The organism is Zwartia panacis (genome assembly GCF_030410395.1).
Taxonomy (GTDB): Bacteria; Pseudomonadota; Gammaproteobacteria; order Burkholderiales; family Burkholderiaceae_B; genus Zwartia; species Zwartia panacis.
Genome location: NZ_JAUHHF010000011.1, coordinates 41,263 through 60,729 on the forward strand (window position 1 = coordinate 41,263; position 19,467 = coordinate 60,729).

Below are 19,467 nucleotides of genomic sequence, written 5' to 3' on the forward strand. Positions count from 1 at the left end.
TGTTACGTAGCTTGAATTTTTATCTAGAGTTATTCGACCGTGATGCTGACGCCTTCGACTTTCATCAAATTTCTGAGTCTCTTTTCCTCATCCTGCAGGAACTTGCCAAATTCAGCAGTTTTCAGACCTTGAATAAAAAGTCCTGTTTGATTGATCGCATTTTGTACATTGCTGGTTTTCATTGCAGTGTCAATTCCTTTAAGCAATTCATTCTGAATGTCTTCAGGCGTACCGGTTGGTATTAAAAATCCAAACCAGCTGCCAAAAACAAGATCAATTCCTAGCTCTTTGAATGTTGGAACATTGGGCGCCGCTGGATGTCTTTTTTCAGATGAAATTGCGATCGCGTTGAGCGTGCCGGAGTTGACGCGCGGCATAGCCGATGGGCCGTCAAAAATCCCCATGATTTGTCCCCCAAGCAGATCGTTCATCGCGGGACCTGTGCCTTTGTATGGTACGTGTGTAATTCGCACACCTGCTTCAGCGGCAAAGAGTTCGGCTGCGATGTGAGGGCTTGAAGCATTGCCGGAAGATCCAAAAATCAAACCACCTGGATTTTTCTTACCAAAAGCGATCATCTCCTTGACGTTCTTGAATGGAACGTTCGGATTCACGACCAGCAGGCTTGTGGAGCGGCCGAGCAGATACAAGGGGCTGAGGCTTTTAGGGTCGTATGGCAAGCTCTTTTTGAGTACAGGGTTTGAGGTAAATCCGTAGCTTGTCAGCAAAAGGGTATAGCCATTTGCAGGCGATCGGGCAACGAGTTGAGTGCCAATGACTGTTCCACCACCAGGCTTATTATCGACAACGACTGGTTGTCCCCATTGTTTTGAGAGCTCTGCGGCAATGGCTCGACCATAGATGTCAGTGACTCCGCCAGGTGGGTAGGGAATGACGATGGTGACTTGCTTATCCGGGAATTTTGCGTGCGCGAACGAGGCACAGATTGTCATCAGACAGCTGAGTAATATTTTTTTGAGTGAGGATTTAATGACTTGCATTTGTCGATCTCCTTTTATTTATTTTTTCTCTGATGCTTTGGACTGCTCGATCACTTTTTTCCACTTGGCTGACTCGGAGCGAACGATTGCATCCATTTCTTCTGGTGTGCCGCCTTTGACATCCAGACCTGTTGCGATCAGGCGTTGACGAACGTCAGGCATGTTCAAGACTTCATTGAGTTCTTTATTTAGTTTCGCAATGATGGCGGGTGGTGTGCCTGCGGGTGCAGTGATGTAGTTGATAGGAGAGGCGGAGTAGCCTTTCAGCGTGTCAGCGATCGGGGGAAGTTCAGGTGTCGCTGGATTTCTAGAGAGCGTCGATACGCCTAAGGCTTTGACGGCGCCTGCCTTGATGTGTGCTTGGTATACAGACAGAGAGTCGATCGACATTTGTACTGAGCCACCAACAACTTCAGTGACCGCTGCGCCAGAGCCTTTGTATGGCACATGTTCGATATTGATTCCCGCCATGCTTTTGAAAAGCTCTCCGGCAAGGTGACTCGAGGAGCCCATGCCCGAGCTTGCGAAGTTGACTTTGTTGGGATTGGCCTTCGCATAATCGATCAACTCTTTGACCGAATTTACTGGTAAGTCCTTATTCACGACTAAAACGTTACTGCCTTCGATCAGCTGAATGACAGGTGAAAAAGCAGTCGCCGCATCGTATGGCATTTTGTCCATGAGATACGGTGCCGTCATTTGTTGACCGGGCGTAGCGTAAAGAAGTGTGTATCCGTCTTTGGGCGATGATGCGACAAAAGCGGCACCGATCACGCCGCCAGCACCAGGCTTGTATTCGATGACCACGGGCTGCCCAAGTCGTTTGGATAAAGGCTCACTGATGATGCGCGCCGTATTGTCGGCACCGCCCCCTGGAGCGAAGGGCACGACAAGCCGAATGGGTTTGTTTGGATAGTCCTGCGCGATCGCTGCAGTATTGCCAAGTGCAGAGAAAACTGCGAAAGCACTGATCAAAAGCTTTTGAAGCTTCATGGTTTGTCTCCTGGGGAAGGGATATTTAAATTTTTATTGATCTTTTTTTTCATCCTAAGGTACAAATCGCTATAGCAACTAATACTTGTTTGACATACCGCTATGCGATTTACGCATGGCAGTTTCGACTTATTGATTAATTATCACGGAGCCTGTGCCTTGAAGCTTCAACAATTGAAGTACTTGGTAACCGTTGTGAAGACGGGTTTCAATATTTCCGAGGCCGCTCGCTTGTTGCATACTTCACAACCAGGCGTCAGTAGACAATTGATGCAACTCGAGCAGGAGTTAGGTGTTTCTTTGTTGCGGCGCACCAAGAACAGCATCATCGGTTTAACTGAGGACGCCCAACCTATTCTGGAGCTTTCGGTTAGAGTCTTGGCGGATGTTGAGGGAATCAAGCAGATTGCTCAAAGTATGCAGGCCGGAGAGCCTAAGTCTGTCACAGTGGTCACCACGCATAGTTTTGCCCGCCACATGATTGCTGAACCACTTTCCAGACTCAGCGGTAGAGAGCCTTTGGTTAGGGTGACGATTAATCAAAGTTCCTCTGAGGGTGCGCTGCAACAAGTCCTTTCTGGCGAGGCTGATATCGCTCTGAATAGTAAGCGTGCCGACAATCTGGAACTGGTCTCGTTGCCGGTATTCAAGCTGCCGAGAGTACTCGCAGCGCCTAAGGGACATCCGATTCTGGCGTGTTCAAACATTTCTTTCGAGGAAATCACCCGTCATCCTCATATCGCCTACCCCCAAGCTTTCGCAGCCCGCAGATCGCTTGACGAAGCTTTTGCAACACACCACCTTAAATGTAATGTTGTCATTACCGCTACTGATGCAGATATGGTGATGGCGTGTGTTGTCAAAGGATTGGGCATTGCCATTTTGACTACACTCAGCACGCAGGATATTGATACACGTCGAGTGAGTTTGCTGCCGCTCGATCATTTGTTTGATCCGGTGATTGCTTACATCACAATTAGAAGAGAAAGCGTCCATAACCGCGCAGTCATGGAATTTTTACAATCTCTGATTCCTTGGTTCCGGCAAGTAGATCCGCGATTATTTTTTTTACAAGGGGCGGCAGTTCAGGAACCAAAAGTATGGCCGGACTGTCTGAATACGTAATACTGTTTAGGTCAATCCAAATCTTGAATAAGAGGGGTCGAGATGCTCAGGATGATCACAATGCCTGCCTTGGCGGTCACTCTGCTAGTAAGCGGATGTGTCGTAGTAGACCCCGGCCAGCCTAGGTATGCCTATGGTGGTGGAGGTTATTACAGCGCATATGGTGGCGGAGCCTACTACGCTGCACCGCCCGTACGTTTCTTCGGCCCGACGTATTACGCACCTCCTCCACCTCGTGTGATTGTGGTGCGGGAGCGACCATATCGGTCCAAGTCATATCGTCGATCTCACGGTCAAGGCGCTGATGGTCACTGAAGCAAGGCATGAGCAGACTTGTTTATTTAGATTTTTAATCAAGACTTTCACAATCCGGACATAACAATCAGCTTTCTCTCGTAAATTCCATTTCACAAGAGGTATTCTTTAGGAAAGGGAAGAGTGCGGCGGCTTCAGTTCTCAGATTGAGGCGTGCGCATCCCAATCTGCCTGAAGATGACGATATTGGAGATGGTATTCGATGAACTTCACATTTACGCCAGAAGAGGAACGTTTACGCACTGAGGTGCGCGCCTTTCTTGTTGAGCATTTCACGGATGAAGTGCGCGCGGAAAATGCCGCGGGCAAGCGGGGAGAAGGCTGGGGAGAGGCCATCCGCGACTTTTTTGAAAAAGTGAATCAAAAACGCTGGTTCGCCTGGAGCTGGCCCACGGAGTTCGGTGGTGGCGGAGGTGACAGGACGGCTCAGTTTGTCATCGAAGAGGAGTTTTACCGCTATACCGGTATCACCCTGGGGGGCGGCACAGGTGCACCATCAATTTTGATGTTCGGTACAGCCGCGCAAAAAGAAGAATTTGTGCCGCGTTCGATCAAGCGCGAAATTATTTTCTGCCAGGGCTATAGCGAACCCGGTTGCGGTACTGATTTGGCGGGTATCCGTTGCCGCGCCAAGCGCGTGGGTGACAAGTACATCATCACTGGCCAAAAGATCTACACCACTAACGCGCAAAACGCGACGCATATCTATTTGATGGTGCGTACGGATCCAGATTCTGTTCGCCATCGTGGTTTGTCGATTCTGCTGGTTCCAATGGGCATGCCTGGCATGACAGTACGCCCGCTCTGGACGGTTCAAAACGATCCTCCAGCGCCATTTGGAACAACTTACGGCGAAGAGCGCACCAATGAGGTGTTCTTTGATGACGTCGAAGTGCCAGTCTCTTGTCTGCTCGGTGAAGAAGGGGGCGGCTGGGAGGTGGCCAGACGCGGCCTGAATCTCGATCGCGTGGGCGCTTGGCGTTATCTGATTTCTGTCATGCGTGACGAAGATATCGTCAATTGGCTCCACACCGATGGTGAGTTGCAAAACGAACTTCGCAATGATCCACAGGTTCGAGACAAGATTGCTGAAATGTGGACTGAGGCGGAAGTTTGCCGTTTGATGACGATGCGCAGTATTAGCATCGAACAGCGTGGTGGCAAATTCACCTACGAAGGGTCCGCTGAAAAGGTGTTTGCGCCAGAGCATAGTGTGCGCGCAACAGAAGCCTACAGCCAGATTCTGGGACCTTTTGCCCAACTGATGCAAGGTTCACCCGAGGCGATTGAAAAAGGAATCTTTGCGCACAATATTCTTGGCGCTTATCAGTCGACGATCAATCACGGTAGCGTTCAGGTGATGCGCGATCAGGTCGCGCGTATCGGACTTGGTTTGCCACGCGCCGCAAAATAATAAAGAGACAGGTGACTAGAAAATGGATATTTTGCTTGATGATCAGGAAGTACAGATCCGCGAAGCGGCAGCTGAGTTTCTAGAGGGTGAGTGTACGCCTGCGCTGGTGCGCAAGGTCGAGACGGATGCTCTGCAGTATTCACCGGAGTTGTGGTCCAAGTTTGCGGAAAATGGCTGGTTGCAACTGTGCTTGTCGAATAAAGCGGGCGGGGAAGCGTTGCCTTTGCCATATCTTGGTTTGCTGTTCGAGGTGGCTGGTTACCACATTGCTCCTATCCCGCTTCATGCGACGATGGTGCCTGCGATGATCATCGATCGTTATGGAAGTCCTGAGCAAATCAGTATGTTGCAGGCGGTGATTGCGGGTGACTTGATCATGAGCCATGCTGTGGTCGACCAGACAGGTCGCTGGTCAACCGACGCGATCGCACTGCAGGGCCGCATTGAAGGCAATGAGCTTGTTTTGAATGGCGTGAAAACATTTGTCGGTAGTTATCGCGCATCTCAGCAATGCATGGTGATTTACCGCGATGCAAGTGCGCCTGATCAGCTCGGTGTGGTGCTGGTGCCTACGGATACCAAGGGTTTGAGTAGCGAAGCGTTGATCTCCATGGCCAAGGATGGTGAATCCAATGTGCGGTTTAAAGACGTGCGTGTTCCACTGAGTGCTCGCATTGGGCATGTCCAGTCTGGCAATCTGATCGCTAGAGAATTAATGGATCTTTCTTCGGTGTTGTATGCATCGATGATTGCAGGCGCTGCACGCCGGACGTTGGATATGGCAGTCGCCCACGCAAAACAGCGGGAGGCTTTTGGTCAGCCTATTGGTGCGTTTCAGGCGATCCAGCATATGTGTGCCAACATGATGAACGCCACAGACGGCACGATGATGCTTTCTCGCGAAGCCTTGTGGCGCATGCAAGAGAATCTGCCCTATCAGGTCAATGTCGCTCAGGCTAAATCCTTTGGCAACGAGCAGTGCATGATGGTGGTGCGCTCCGCTCAGCAGATCCATGGCGGTATGGGCTTTATCCGGGATTTTGATTTGAATCTCTGGTATCGTCGTGTCAGTTCCTGGAGCTTGAGAGGAGGCACGGCTGCTGAGCATCGCAAAACGATTGCGGCAGCTTTGATTGATCAGCCTCAAAAAGTCCGGATCGGCGTTATCCCTACAACCTGAGAGCCTCCATGTGATTGAAATCCGCAATCTTGAAACCTTTGTTTGGGTAGCAACACTGCGGAGTTTTCGTGCGGCGGCGCAAAAACTCAATACGACGCAACCCGCTATTTCACAAAGGATTGCGTCGCTAGAGTCTACCCTCGGTGTGAAATTATTGGAGCGCAATACTCGGGGCGTTACATTGACTGCCAAGGGCGGTGAGCTGCTTGCCCATGCTCAGGGGATGCTGGATCTTAAACAGGAAATGATGGATGCGGCACGCAGCAGCAAGACTATTGAAGGTCAGGTCAGGCTGGGGGTCTCGGAGACTATTGTTCAAACTTGGTTACCTCGCTACTTGGAGGAAATTCATGCGCGTTATCCCGAACTAAGTGTTGAGCTTGAAGTTGATACCTCACCAGTTTTGCGTGAGCAGGTTAGATCCCATCATTTAAATTTAGCGTTTTTGATGGGGCCAGTTTTGGCTCCAAACGTTGAAAATATTCCTCTATGTCAATATCCAGTGGCTTGGCTTGCCAGTCCAATGCTTGGTTTACATCATGAGAAAGCTACGCTTGCTCAGATCGGCGAACGTCCAGTCATCACTTATCCCGCCACGAGTCAGCCGCATCAGTTTGTTAGAGACCTATTGACTGACGCAGGTATTCATTCACCTCGTATGTACGGAAGTGCTTCACTTTCAGTCGTCGTGAGAATGACTTTGGACGCGATCGGTGTTGCAGTCATCACGCCAGTATTTCTGCAGGATGAAATTCGAGCGGGTAGCCTGTGTGTGTTGGATGTTGCTGATTATGTGTTGCCTGACTTGGCATTCACTGCTTCATGGTCACGCGGCCCTGATGAGCACATTGCATCTACCCTTGCAAAGCTGGCTCAACAGATTGCCCAAGATGATTAATGAGACTCATTATCTTGAGCTTTCGATGATAAATTTTTCTTATCAGACCTGATTGTAAAGCACGATTGGACAGTTGTTGATGCCTGACGTCGAATGAGGGCTCAGAATTCTGCTTCTAGAGGATCGTATGCTTGCATCGCAACAGGTTCGTCAAAACATTCGTCAAGGAATATTTACACAGCCGACTGCAGGTGCAGCACCAGGCTTTGTTCAGGCCAATTTGGTGGTGCTGCCTAAGTCTTTGGCTGCTGATTTCATGTTGTTTTGTCAACGCAACCCCAAGCCTTGCCCACTTCTATCAATATCTGATCCGGGCAGTACTTTTTTCCCGGGTTATGGAGATGACCTAGATATCCGCACTGATATCCCACGTTACAGAGTTTGGCGCAATGGAGAGTTGATTGACGAAGTCTCGAACGTTACTACCTACTGGCGAGACGATTTAATAAGTTTCGCGATTGGCTGCTCTTTTTCGTTTGAGGAAGCGCTCGTGGCTGAAGGTTTGGATGTGCGTCACATTTCATGTGCTTCAAATGTCCCGATGTATCGAAGTAATATATCTACACAGTCTGCCGGCCCATTCCACGGTCCTTTAGTGGTTTCAATGAGGCCTTTCAAACCTGCTGACGCTATTCGCGCGATTCAGCTGACCTCAAAGTTTCCTTCTGTTCATGGAGCGCCTGTACACATCGGTGACGCATCACAAATTGGCATTAGTGATTTAAGCAAACCCGATTTTGGTGAACCAGTCGAGGTGCGTGCTGGTGAATTGCCGGTATTTTGGGCTTGTGGGGTCACACCGCAGGCGGTATTGATGGCATCAAAACCTGAATTCTGTATCACGCATGCACCTGGTTATATGTTGGTAACAGACAAATTAAACGCTCATCTCGCAATTATTTAAAAGTCAAAGCTGTTGAAAACTGTATCGATTGCATGCGGGAGATCGATCCAGGCTTTAAACCCCGTCATCTAGGAGACTCTCGAATGAAAACGCTAATGATGGCAGCCTTGAGTGCTGCTGCAATAATGAACACTAATGTAGTGGCACAAGAATTACCGCGCACACAGTTAAAAGTCGTTGGTGGCTTGAGTAATTTGACTGCGTATAAGGATTTTGAACAGCCATTTTGGACTAAGACTATTCCAGAGTTGTCCAAGGGTCGCGTCACCGCTGAAATTCAGGGTTTCAATCAGATGGGATTGAAAGGGCCTGAGTTGATGCGTCTGATTGGACAAGGCGTTATTGAATTTGGTACGGCAACCTTATCGTATTTTGCTAGCGATAATCCAATTAACGAAGCGATCGATTTGCCTGGCTTGGCACCAGATGTCAAGACTGCCCGCGAAGTTACAAACTTGTTCGAACCAGTTTATGCCAAGCTTTATGGTGGCAACAACAACGTTAAGATTCTCGGTTTGTCGCCTTATCCTGCACAGGTCATTTTTTGTAATGCGCCAATTAAAGACCTAAGCGATTTAAAAGGGTTGAAAGTCCGAACAAGCAGCCGGACCCAAGCTGAGTTTGTTCAAGCCCTTGGTGGTACGAGCGTGACGATTGCTTTTGGTGAAGTTGTGCCTGCTCTGCAAAATAAAGTTGTGAATTGTGCCATTACAGGTTCTCTCTCGGGTTACTCAGCCAAATGGTACGAAGTTTCTACACATTTGCTTGCGCTGCCAATCAATTGGAACCAGCAAATTCACGCTGTCAATCAAAAGGCCTGGGACAAAATTGATCCAAAGGTTCAGGCGTTTTTGCAATCGAACATCAATAATTTGATGAATACGATGTGGAATGCCGCCAATGAGCAAACAGAGCAGGGCTATGCCTGCAATACTGGCAAGGCAGGTTGCCCCTTTGAGGTCAAAGGAAAAATGACTCTTGTGACTCCTTCGCCAGCTGATAAGGCAATGCTCGATAAATTGCTTGTAGATGTGATTTTGCCAAAATGGGCTGCACGTTGCTCAGCACAGTGTGTGGCTGATTTCAATGCCACGATTGGCAAAAAGTTAAACGTAGTCGCAAAGAAATAAGAGGACGGATATGCAAACTCACCAATCGTCAGGACTCTTTTACGCTCATCGTATTTCAAGATGGGGTGTATGGGGTGGAGGAATCTTGACACTGTTGAGTGCAGGCTTAGTGTGCTTTGATGTCATTGTCAGAAAGCTTTTCTCTATCTCTATCGGAGGGGCTGACGAGCTTTCTGGCTATGCCTTTGCAATCAGCACTACATGGTCATTCGCGTTAGTGGTTCTGGAGCGTGCAAATGTCCGTGTGGATGTTTTTTATCAGCATTTTCCTGTTCGACTTGCCGCGATTCTCGACTGGTTATCGCTTGTCGCGCTTGGCGTTTTTTTAACCTTGCTGACACGTTATGCGTACGAAGTAGTTGCCACTTCGTGGTTCCAGAGTTCGACTGCTAACACGCCTCTGGCGACACCACTCTGGTTACCCCAGGGTTTGTGGTTTATTGGTTTGGCATGGATGGTTGTTGTGCTTGCACTGATGCTTGAGCGTGCCAGCCGTGCGCTCGTCACAGGTAATTATGCTTTAGTCAATCAAATTGCAGGCGCCCGATTGTCGCAAGATGAGGCCCAAGAAGAAGCAAGTGCTGGAAAACGTCGCGTGATGGAGGATCGCCAATCATGATCACGACCGCCTTGACGCTGTTGTTAGTTTTAATTGGTCTGAGTATCCCTGTTGGAGCAGCTCTTGGTGTGCTTGGGGTCGTGTTGGATCATATGTATTCAATGTTACCGTTGTCACGAGCGATGGGCGAGTTAGCATGGACGACGAATACAGAATTTTTGCTAGTGGCGATCCCTCTATTCATTCTTCTAGGTGAGTTGCTATTACGTGCAGGATTTGCAGAGCGCATGTATTCAGCATTGAGTTTGTGGCTTTCTTGGCTACCCGGTGGATTAATGCATGCCAATATTGGAGCCTCTGCACTGTTTGCAGCGACCTCTGGTTCTAGTGTTGCTACAGCGGCTACCGTGGGAACGGTAGCGCTTCCTCAAATTGCAAAGCGCGGATACAACGAATCCCTATTTCTAGGAAGTATCGCCGCAGGAGGAACCTTAGGGATACTGATCCCTCCATCTATAAATTTAGTGATCTATGGTGTATTGACGAACTCGTCTGTCCCAAAGCTTTATCTCGCAGGAATTTTGCCTGGACTATTGCTTGCCGCCTTATTCATGTTGACGATATTGCTAGCATGTGTCTACAAGCCTGCTTGGGGTGGTGAACGTATACAAGCAAGTTGGTCCGAGCGGATGAAATCGCTGGTCCATCTTGTGCCGCCGATGGGAATCTTCTTGTTAGTCGTTGGTTCAATTTATGCAGGCGTTGCGACGCCTACCGAGGCAGCAGCTCTTGGTGTATTGGGTGCGATGATTTTAGCTGCGACGTATCGTCGTCTGACTTTGGCAATGGTTCGTGAATCGCTAGAAAATACGATGCGTTCATCAGCAATGATTATGCTGATCGTAGTCGGAGCGAGTTTTTTGAATTTTGTGATGTCAGCGACTGGTTTGACATCAGCTTTAACGAATGCCATTACAGGGCTGGGTTTTTCCCCTTATGTGATGCTTTTATTATTGATCGTTTTTTATCTGGTACTAGGTTGTTTCATGGAAACCTTGTCAATGATGATTACAACGATACCCATTGTCGCACCTGTGATGATGGCTCTTGGTTTTGATCCTGTATGGTTAGGGATCATCATCATTGTTTTGGTCGAAGCTGCCTTGATTACACCGCCTGTTGGCCTAAACCTATTCGTTGTTCAAAGTCTGCGGACGAGTGGATCGATGACCCCTGTCATCATAGGTTCAATTCCGTTTGTACTGGCAATGATGCTCTTGCTTTTATTGCTTGCGATATTTCCCTCGCTTGCATTATGGCTACCTAATTTATTTGCGATTTGACATTCTTGACTCTCAGGCTGTCTCAAGAGGATTTTTATGGAAACATCATGCATTTGAAATTCAACCTAATAGCGGTAGATGGATCCAAGCAGGTGATTACAACCGATATCAATCAAATGGTAATCGCTGGTTGGGCCGGTCGTGATCAGGCTGCGATTGAGCATCATATCGAAGAGCTGTCTGCCATTGGCGTGCCAAGGCCAAGTTCAGTTCCACTTTTTTATCGCGTCGCGAGCCAGACTCTTACGCAGCGCTCTTCGATAGAAGTTGTTGGCAATGAGAGCTCAGGCGAGGTTGAAGTCTTTGTTTTTATGCATCAAGGTGAGTTGCTTGTTTCTTTGACATCTGACCATACGGATCGTGGCTTGGAGACGGTCAGTGTGGCACTTTCAAAACAAGTGTGCTCCAAGCCAGTAGGATCTGATGCATGGCGTTTTCAGGATATTGCTCCGCATTGGGATCAGTTGCGTATTGAGTCATACATTAAAGAAAACAGTCAACGCGTTCAGTATCAATCGGGTCCGCTATCCGCATTACTGCATCCCTTGGATCTTATCGCTCGTTATACAAATAGTGGGCAATTGCCCGAGGGAACTGCAATGAGTTGCGGTACAGTCGGGACTCAAGGTGCGATCAGGCCAGCTGCCCATTTTGAAATGAGCTTAAATGATTCAGTGCTGAATCGATCGCTTTTCCATTCATATGGGATTGAAGTGTTGCCCAAAGTGAGCTGAGAAGTCTCTTAAGCTCACGTTGGGTATCCAGAGAATATTCGTGCGCTCCGCTCAGCAGATCCATGGCGGTATGGGCTTTATCCGGGATTTTGATTTGAATCTTTGGTATCGTCTTGTCAGGATCGGCTCGATTCCTCAGTAATTCAGTCTCGTTTTTGCACCAAAACAATGGGCTCACTGATGATAATCAACGAGCCCATTGTTTTAAATGGATATTTCTAAGATAGCGCGAATTGATTTCTGCCATCCTTTTTCGCTTGATATAAAGCGATATCTGCGCGGTTCAAAATTAACTCCAGTTTGTCTGCTTCCGCTGTGAGGGCAGCGATGCCTATGCTCACCGTGCATCCATTGATCGGGTCTTTTTCGATCGTTGTCATGATTCTTCTTGCGACATCTTGCGCAGTCTCGATATCTGTTTCTGGCAAGGCCACCATGAACTCGTCACCTCCGAAGCGCGAGACTAAATCCGTCGCTCTTAAAACAGATCTAATATTTTGACCGATTTCCTTCAGTACTTTGTCTCCATAGATATGACCGCGAGTATCGTTGATCTCTTTGAAGTGATCGATGTCAATCATCAGAAATGTTGTTGGATGTTGATAGCGAAGCGCGCGAGCGATTTCTTTTTGTGCTTCATTAAAAAAAGTTTTTTTGTTGAGTGTCTTGGTGAGTTCATCTTCTCTGAGTAATTGGTTGAGTCGTTGAGTCAATCGCTCGTATGCCAATACAACAAATGCGACGGTGGCAATGGGTATCGCGAAATAGGGTGAGGCGATAATCAAGAGTTGAGAAAAACTGTTTTCAAACAAAGTCGCCGGAATTTCTTTTTCGAGAACAATGACGATAAGCCTCATCAGTCTTGCGAGGATGAGCAAAATGACCGCAGAGGTCAAGATCATGACACCCAGACCTTTCAGGAAATTTCTGAGCAAAATTAAAAGTCCGTCGACTAGAACGATTAGGCCTGACGTTGTAAATAAAATGACTCTGACAAATAAGTTATTGTCGACATACGTAAACCATACAAAATTGATAGCGTAAAAAGTCAAGAAAACGACGAGGACAGTTTTTGAGTAAAAGATAGGGATTTGAAAGAATTTTCTGAGCCCTTGGTTCATCAGCATGAACCCTGCGATGACCAGCATGTTTGCCATCACGATACTGAGCAGATCAGGGATGTAGTTTCTGCCCAGGAAGAGGAAGGTGGACAGGGAGAGAATCAGTAAGCCATGGGCCCATTCAATGAGGCCATCGGCGAGATTGTTACCCTTTTTGGCGATGACGAGTAACAAGACTCCCATGATCGTGCCGGTCAGACCTGACATGACAAGTATTATTTGAAGCATCGTTGTCATTAAGGTAGCCTTTGCAATCATTAGCGATTTGATGACAAAGTATCACGAAAATCGATTGCAAAATAAGGAATTTCTTTATTTTTTTAAGTTTTTTTTGCCTCATTTTTGGCGACACACGATCAGAGCTTTGCAAAAAATTGTTTAAAAAAAAGCTCACTCATAACAAGTATGAGTGAGCTCTTAAGTGTAGTGGTGAGTGAGACGAATAATTTTTGCTGATGCGCTGACTATTAAGCTATTCAGGTTTGATGCCGGCAGACTGAATGGTCTTGCTCCACTTCTTGATTTCATTGTCCAGGAAAGCAGCGAACTCCTCAGGGGACATCGCGACAGGTTCCTGACCGGCTTTATTCATGGTCTCGATGACCTGGGGGTCTTTTAGGACCTTATTGAGTTGTGCGTTAGCCTGCTTGACTGCTTCGGGTGGCGTCCCTTTCGGTGCGACAACGCCTGACCATGAATAGGCTTCATAGCCTTTGACGCCTGCGGAGGCAATGGTTGGCAGATCAGGGAAAAATACTGAAGGCTCAGGGTTGCCGACTGCAAGTGCGCGTACACGACCGGACTTGATGAAAGGAATCGCCGAAGTTGCGTCTGCAAACATCAACTGCACCTGACCCCCAACGAGATCTTGCATGGCGGGAGAGCTACCTTTGTAGGGGATATGCTGCATCTTGACACCTGCCAGGCTCGTGAAGAGCTCGCCAGCCAGGTGCGTGCCGCCGCCAGTGCCAGCCGAACTGTAGGACAGTTTGTTTGGATTGGCTTTTGCGTAGTCAATCAACTCTTGTACGTTCTTAACGGGCAAGGAAGGATGGACCACGAGTACGATCGGATAGCGTGCGCCCATGCCGACAGGTACAAAGTCCTTTTGAATGTCATAGGGCAGCTTGCTGTTCAAGCTAGGCAGAACAGCGTGATGAATGGCTGCAAAAAAGAAATGATTGCCATCGGGAGCGGATTTGGCAGCTGCTTGTGCGCCCACAATGCCACCTGCCCCAGCTTTGTTGTCAATCACCGCAGGTGAGGACCAGTTTTTGGCCATCGCCTGTGTTGTCAGTCTGGCTGTGGTGTCGACAGGTCCGCCAGGCGGGAAGGGCACGATGAATGTGACTGCCTTGTCTGGCCAGGTTGCCTGGGCCTGAGCTTGAACTGTTGCGGCGGCGGTGATGGCTGCAATCGCCAGAACGCATATATTGAGAAATCGGCCGAAATGGCGTGATGAGGGCATAAGGGTCCTTTTAAACATAAGTGAACTGATTGCCTGTCAGGCGGATAAATTGTTATCTACGACAATATAACTTAGGTCATAAGTCGTGTTGGGGCCATATATCCTTTGGTATACAAAGCTGCTAAATTAAGCCCGCTATTCTGCTCATCTCCCCTTTCAGGAATACAACATGATTACTAGGCTTAAATTTCTTGGTGTTGGCATCGCTGCTGCCGCCTCATTCATGTTTTTACCCGCTTGGGCGCAATCGGCGCCAGACTTGGGCGTTCCGACTTTACCCGCCCCTGGGTTTAAAAAATTAAAAGTCGGTGAGATGGAAGTGATTTCTCTCAATGACGGTGTGAGTCGTCGTCCTTTAGTGGCTGAGTTTGTTAAAAATGCTCCCCTAGATGAAGTCAAAGCACTCCTGACTTCACAAAATCTTCCAACAGAGTACATCGATATTCCATTCAATACCTTCTTGGTTGTCAATGGGAATCAGCGTTATTTGATGGATACAGGTTTCGCAAATAACGGTGGTCCAACAACGGGCAAGACGATTGAAAATATGGCTGCGGCTGGCTATAAGCCAGAGGACATCAACAATGTCATCATCAGCCACTTTCATGGTGACCACATTAACGGCCTGCTTTATAAAGACGGAAGCTTGGTTTATCCCAATGCCAAAGTTCACGTCCCTGCGGGTGAGTATGCATTTTGGATGGACAAAGACCGCTTGGAAAAGGCTCCTGCCGGTTTAAAGGCTGCGATGACAAACGCTCAGCGTGTCTTTAGCAAGATTCCGGCTGATCGTTTGGTGAAGTTTGAGTCAGGTTCTGAAGTCGCCCCAGGCATTACGTCTGTCGCAGCGTTTGGTCATACGCCTGGACATTCGCTTTTTACAGTGAAGTCAGGTGGTCAAACATTCATTTATGTGGCCGATATCACCAACGTCCCAGCATTGTTCGCGCGCAACCCTGACTGGGCAGTGTCCTTTGACATGGATCCAGAGATGGCGCGTCAATCACGTCGCAAGATCTTTGACATGATCGTCAAGGAAAAAATGATGGCGGGCGGTTTCCATTTTCCATTTCCATCAATGGGTACCATCACACCTTCTGGTAATGGTTATCAGTTCAATCCGGTCAAGTAGGTCTGCGTAGCCCCTTCAAATCCCGTAGCACCATTACCGCAAAGCCCCCTTGAGTTGGAAAAACCAAACTAAAGGGGGCTTTGCCCGTTCAAGGGTCTTACAATTATCAAATAAGAGACTACGGGCGGGCATCAAGTATGAAAACTCTAAACAATCGATTAGCCATTTTTTTCGTTCTTGGTTTGCTATTGACCGGATCTGTAGCGTCCGCCCAAACCGCCAATTTTGATTCCTGTGTCAAGGGTTTGCGCCAGTCAGTGGTTTCCCAAGGGGTCAATGGCGCAGTCTTCGATCGCGCAATGGCAGGCGTCGAGCCAGATCCTGACGTGATAAAAGCTTTTTCTTTCCAGCCGGAATTCAGAACGGCGATTTGGGACTACCTCGCGGGGTTGGTGGACCAGGAGCGTGTCGATGATGGCCGTGCCAAGCTCAAAGAGTGGTCCAAGGTTTTGGCCGAAGCAGAGCAAAAATTCGGTGTCGATCGAAATGTCATCGTCGCGGTGTGGGGTGTGGAGTCCAACTACGGACGCATTCAAGGCAAGCGCGAATTGGTGCGTTCATTGACAACATTGATTTGTGCGGACAAGCGACAGGCATTTTTCAAAGGGGAGTTGCTTGCCACGCTCAAGATTTTGCAAAGTGGCGACATCCCCGCTGAAGCCCTGGTGGGCTCGTGGGCCGGAGCCTTTGGTCAAACGCAATTCATGCCCACGACCTACCAGCGCCTGGCAGTAGATTTCGACGGCGATGGACGCAGGGATATCGTTGGGTCAGTCCCGGATGCTTTGGGTTCTACAGCCAATTTTTTGAAAAAAGCTGGCTGGGTCACAGGGCAGCCTTGGGGTGTCGAGGTGAAATTGCCGGCAAACTATTCTGGTCCCTCGGGTCGACGCAACAAACAGACGTTGGCACAGTGGAAGAGCTTGGGAATCCAGCCTTATGGTGCGCTCAATCTACCCGAGACAACTCAAGCTGGGCTTTTACTGCCCGCTGGACCGCAGGGACCTGCGTTTCTGGTTTTTCGTAATTTCGATGCGATCTACAGCTACAACGCTGCAGAGTCTTATGCCTTGGCGATTGCGCACTTGAGCGATCGCTTACGTGGTGGAGGCGCGTTTAAAACAGCCTGGCCGACAGATGATCCCGGGACGAGCCGGGCAGAGCGGCGGGAAATCCAGCAAGCCTTGGCTAAAAGAGGCTACGACATCGGTGAGATCGATGGTCTGATCGGCGCGAAAAGTCGAGAGGCAATTAGCGATTTTCAAGCTAAGAACGGCATGACAGTGACGGGCCGTGCAGGACAACAAGTCCTCAAAGCCCTGCGATAAAGAGGAATCGATGTTAGTCACGCTTGTCGGACTTGCCTTTCTTTTTGGATTGTTGCTCAGGCGGGTAGGTTTGCCGCCGATGGTGGGCTTTTTGCTGGCGGGTTTTGTTTTCAACCTGTCGGGTTTCGAGGCGCCGGAAGGCTTGAGCATGATTTCCCAGCTCGGTGTCACCCTGCTGTTGTTTTCGATTGGCTTAAAACTCGATTTTAAAAGTCTGGCGAATAATGAAATCTGGGGAGTATCGCTTGCCCATATCGCGTTTTCGACTTTGTTTTACGCCGTAGTATTGTGGCTGGGCAAGACCCTATTTCCCTCGCCCATCTTCGACATTTCTCCGCTGGTCATCTGGCTGCTGGCTTTTGCATTCTCGTTCTCAAGCACGGTGTATGCGGTCAAGGTCCTTGAGGACCGGGATGATATGCGGGCTTTTTACGGCAAGGTCGCGATCGGTATATTGGTAATGCAAGACATTTTCGCCGTCATTTTTTTAACGGTGAGCGAAGCAAAATATCCCTCGATTTGGGCGCTGTCCTTATTGTTGCTGCCCGTGATCAGAAAGATTTTGTTCAAGTTGCTGGATGCGGCCGGACACGGTGAGTTGCTGGTGCTCAGTGGCTTGTTTTTCGCCCTTGGAGCGGGTTTTGAGTATTTCGTCTCCATCGGAATTAAAGGGGATTTGGGCGCCCTCGTGTTTGGCGCCTTGTTGGCCAATCATCCCAAAGCCAGTGATTTATCGAAATCGCTCTTCAGCTTCAAAGAGCTGATGTTGGTGGGCTTTTTCCTGTCGATCGGCATGCAAGGTTTGCCCACTCCGGCCATCATGTTTGTCTCACTTCTGTTGTGCGGAGTCCTACTTTTTAAAACGTTTCTTTATTATGTGATTCTCGAGTGGTTTGGTCTGCGAGCGAGAACCTCTTTATTCGTTTCACTGAATCTGGGAACCTATTCGGAGTTTGCGCTGATCGTCGCTGCCCTGAGTGTTGCGAAAGGGTGGCTCCCGGTCGACTGGCTCATCATCATGGCAATTTGTGTCAGTTTCAGTTTTGCGCTTGCCTCCCCGTTTTCCTTGAGTTCCGAGCAAATCTACAAGCGTTATAAGAATTTCTGGAATTCCTTTCAAAAATCTGTACATCATCCCCGTGATCAGCTCATTCAGACGGGGGAGGCGAGAGTGTTGGTGATCGGAATGGGGCGAGTTGGATGTGGCGCCTATGACAAGCTGGGTTCACATTTCGATCACAAAATCATAGGAATCGAACACAATACCCAGCGAGTCAAGCAGCAGCGTGAAGAAGGTCGAAATGTGGTGTACGGGGATGCTACCGATACTGATTTCTGGAGCAAACTGAAGGCCGGGAGTACCCTCGAGCTGATTGTTTTAGCGATGCCCAATCACCGAAGCAATATTTATGCGGCACAACAAATTGCCAGTAGTGGACTGGTCAGCAAAGTCGTGGCAATCGCCAAATTTCCCAACGAGGTCGATGAATTGGCGGCCCTCGGCGTCCCGTCTTTCAATATCTATTCAGAGGCAGGTTCCAGTCTTGCGCGGCATGCACTGGATGCTCTGGAGGATTGATCCTGCTTTTTGGAGTTAAATGTAGTCCTATTGCGTATTTTTAAAACGCATCATTCGTCACCATTCTTTCTGCTGCATACATGACTTCACCTGTTCAATCTCAACCCAAGTCACTGGGCGAACTTTTCAATACTTTCAGCATGCTTGCGATCCAGGGTTTTGGAGGGGTCCTCGCATTTATCGAACGCGAACTAGTCGAAAAAAAGAAATGGATGACGCGGGCTGAGTTTGTTGAGGAGTGGGCAATTGCCCGAACGATGCCCGGACCTCCGGCGCTGAACCTTTGCATCATGGTGGGTGCCAAATATTTTGGCTGGCGGGGTGCGCTGGTTTCTCTCGCTGGAATGTTCATGTTTCCAACGATGATCATTTTGACGCTTGCGATCGCTTATGCGCACTTTGGAAACCAGCCTCAAGTCGTCGATGCGTTGCGCGGCATGGGTGCTGTCGCGGCCGGAATGATTGGTGCGACGGGTCTGAAGTTGTTATCCGCACTCAAGACCAACCCGTTGGGCGTGAAAATTTGTGGCGTACTCGTGATCCTGAGTTTTGTGGGTATCGCGATTTTGCAATGGCGTTTGTTATATGTGTTGATTGTGCTGGGCGGGATTGGTTATGTACTTGCTTTCCTCAAGCTTAAGGATCAAGCATGAACGAAACCTTGACGCTCGCCATGCTTTGGACCGACTGGTTCAATTTATTCAAGCATTTTGCTTCGATTTCGATCGCCTCTGTGGGTGGACCTTTGGTGCTGTTGCCAGAGATTCATCACTTCCTCGTGGAGCAGAAAAGCTGGCTGACAGACGCGCAGTTTAGTGCTTCGGTCGTGATCGCTCAGGCCTCACCCGGACCAAACGTGATGTTTGTCGCGTTGATGGGGTGGAACATCGGTTTGAATGCGGGTGGTTTTGGCTGGGCGGGTTTTTCCGCGGTGATCTGTATGTTGGGTATCTTGATGCCCAGTTCCATCCTGATTTTCGTCACCGCGCGTTGGGTGCAAAAACATCAACATTTGCGTGCTGTACGGGCTTTTAAACTGGGTCTAAGCCCTGTCGTCATCTCGATGATGGTTGCTGCTGGATGGTTGCTGGCTACAGCCAATACAGATGGGGTGCGGGACTGGCCGTTATGGCTGGTCGCGGCGATGAGTGCGGTGATCGTCTACCGCACCAAGGTGCACATGCTGTTGTTGCTTGCAATAGGTGCAGTGCTTGGCGCGAGTGGTTTGTTGGTAGTGGGTTAG

Annotated in this window: 19 protein-coding genes; 15 read left to right on the forward strand and 4 right to left on the reverse strand. The window is 48.8% G+C overall.

The window, feature by feature from the left end; translation table 11 throughout:
* Window positions 1–29: 29 nt before the first annotated feature.
* Window positions 30–1,001 (reverse strand): Bug family tripartite tricarboxylate transporter substrate binding protein, encoded by a 972-nt coding sequence (locus QWY30_RS13085; protein ID WP_290241702.1) that lies wholly within the window; start codon window positions 999–1,001, stop codon window positions 30–32.
* 18 nt (window positions 1,002–1,019) lie between these two features.
* Window positions 1,020–1,994 carry a Bug family tripartite tricarboxylate transporter substrate binding protein gene (locus QWY30_RS13090; RefSeq protein WP_290241703.1) on the reverse strand — a complete coding sequence of 325 codons (975 nt, stop codon included), beginning with the start codon at window positions 1,992–1,994 and terminating at the stop codon, window positions 1,020–1,022.
* Between the two features lie 159 nt (window positions 1,995–2,153).
* Here QWY30_RS13090 and QWY30_RS13095 point away from each other — a divergent pair, with 159 nt between their 5' ends.
* The 10 genes from QWY30_RS13095 to QWY30_RS13140 all read left to right on the forward strand — a co-directional run bounded on the left by QWY30_RS13095 (window position 2,154) and on the right by QWY30_RS13140 (window position 11,596).
* On the forward strand, window positions 2,154–3,119 hold the full coding sequence (locus QWY30_RS13095) for a LysR substrate-binding domain-containing protein (RefSeq protein ID WP_290241704.1): 966 nt from the start codon (window positions 2,154–2,156) through the stop codon (window positions 3,117–3,119).
* A 51-nt stretch (window positions 3,120–3,170) separates the two neighbouring features.
* Window positions 3,171–3,434, forward strand: a complete 264-nt coding sequence (locus QWY30_RS13100) for a hypothetical protein (protein WP_290241705.1) — start codon at window positions 3,171–3,173, stop codon at window positions 3,432–3,434.
* 202 nt (window positions 3,435–3,636) lie between these two features.
* A complete protein-coding gene (locus tag QWY30_RS13105; protein ID WP_290241706.1) occupies window positions 3,637–4,848 on the forward strand; it encodes an acyl-CoA dehydrogenase family protein in 1,212 nt (403 codons plus the stop codon).
* A 22-nt stretch (window positions 4,849–4,870) separates the two neighbouring features.
* The gene (locus tag QWY30_RS13110; protein ID WP_290241707.1) at window positions 4,871–6,028 is read left to right on the forward strand and encodes an acyl-CoA dehydrogenase family protein; all 1,158 of its coding nucleotides are present in this window, start codon (window positions 4,871–4,873) and stop codon (window positions 6,026–6,028) included.
* A gap of 10 nt (window positions 6,029–6,038) precedes the next feature.
* Window positions 6,039–6,926, forward strand: coding sequence for a LysR family transcriptional regulator (locus tag QWY30_RS13115; protein WP_290241708.1), 888 nt, complete (start codon window positions 6,039–6,041; stop codon window positions 6,924–6,926).
* A gap of 127 nt (window positions 6,927–7,053) precedes the next feature.
* Window positions 7,054–7,830 carry a putative hydro-lyase gene (locus QWY30_RS13120; protein WP_290241709.1) on the forward strand — a complete coding sequence of 259 codons (777 nt, stop codon included), beginning with the start codon at window positions 7,054–7,056 and terminating at the stop codon, window positions 7,828–7,830.
* Between the two features lie 83 nt (window positions 7,831–7,913).
* Window positions 7,914–8,960 (forward strand): TRAP transporter substrate-binding protein, encoded by a 1,047-nt coding sequence (locus tag QWY30_RS13125; protein ID WP_290241710.1) that lies wholly within the window; start codon window positions 7,914–7,916, stop codon window positions 8,958–8,960.
* A 10-nt stretch (window positions 8,961–8,970) separates the two neighbouring features.
* Window positions 8,971–9,579, forward strand: coding sequence for a TRAP transporter small permease subunit (locus QWY30_RS13130; protein WP_290241711.1), 609 nt, complete (start codon window positions 8,971–8,973; stop codon window positions 9,577–9,579).
* Entirely contained in the window at window positions 9,576–10,862 is a 1,287-nt protein-coding gene (locus tag QWY30_RS13135) for a TRAP transporter large permease (protein WP_290241712.1), read from the forward strand. The genes QWY30_RS13130 and QWY30_RS13135 overlap by 4 nt, the downstream gene beginning before the upstream one ends.
* A 47-nt stretch (window positions 10,863–10,909) precedes the next feature.
* Entirely contained in the window at window positions 10,910–11,596 is a 687-nt protein-coding gene (locus QWY30_RS13140; protein WP_290241713.1) for a DUF2848 domain-containing protein, read from the forward strand.
* 218 nt (window positions 11,597–11,814) lie between these two features.
* Here the strand turns inward: QWY30_RS13140 and QWY30_RS13145 are convergent, their stop codons facing one another.
* Window positions 11,815–12,954 (reverse strand): GGDEF domain-containing protein, encoded by a 1,140-nt coding sequence (locus tag QWY30_RS13145; RefSeq protein WP_290241714.1) that lies wholly within the window; start codon window positions 12,952–12,954, stop codon window positions 11,815–11,817.
* 235 nt (window positions 12,955–13,189) lie between these two features.
* A complete protein-coding gene (locus QWY30_RS13150) occupies window positions 13,190–14,185 on the reverse strand; it encodes a Bug family tripartite tricarboxylate transporter substrate binding protein (protein WP_290241715.1) in 996 nt (331 codons plus the stop codon).
* A 169-nt stretch (window positions 14,186–14,354) separates the two neighbouring features.
* Between QWY30_RS13150 and QWY30_RS13155 the strand changes: the two genes are divergently transcribed.
* The 5 genes from QWY30_RS13155 to QWY30_RS13175 all read left to right on the forward strand — a co-directional run bounded on the left by QWY30_RS13155 (window position 14,355) and on the right by QWY30_RS13175 (window position 19,467).
* On the forward strand, window positions 14,355–15,317 hold the full coding sequence (locus QWY30_RS13155; protein ID WP_290241716.1) for an MBL fold metallo-hydrolase: 963 nt from the start codon (window positions 14,355–14,357) through the stop codon (window positions 15,315–15,317).
* A 137-nt stretch (window positions 15,318–15,454) separates the two neighbouring features.
* Entirely contained in the window at window positions 15,455–16,645 is a 1,191-nt protein-coding gene (locus QWY30_RS13160) for a lytic murein transglycosylase (protein ID WP_290241717.1), read from the forward strand.
* 10 nt (window positions 16,646–16,655) lie between these two features.
* Window positions 16,656–18,224 carry a cation:proton antiporter family protein gene (locus QWY30_RS13165; protein ID WP_290241718.1) on the forward strand — a complete coding sequence of 523 codons (1,569 nt, stop codon included), beginning with the start codon at window positions 16,656–16,658 and terminating at the stop codon, window positions 18,222–18,224.
* Window positions 18,225–18,304: 80 nt separating this feature from the next.
* A complete protein-coding gene (locus tag QWY30_RS13170; protein WP_290241719.1) occupies window positions 18,305–18,877 on the forward strand; it encodes a chromate transporter in 573 nt (190 codons plus the stop codon).
* Window positions 18,874–19,467 carry a chromate transporter gene (locus tag QWY30_RS13175; RefSeq protein WP_290241721.1) on the forward strand — a complete coding sequence of 198 codons (594 nt, stop codon included), beginning with the start codon at window positions 18,874–18,876 and terminating at the stop codon, window positions 19,465–19,467. Before QWY30_RS13170 ends, QWY30_RS13175 begins: the two co-directional genes overlap by 4 nt.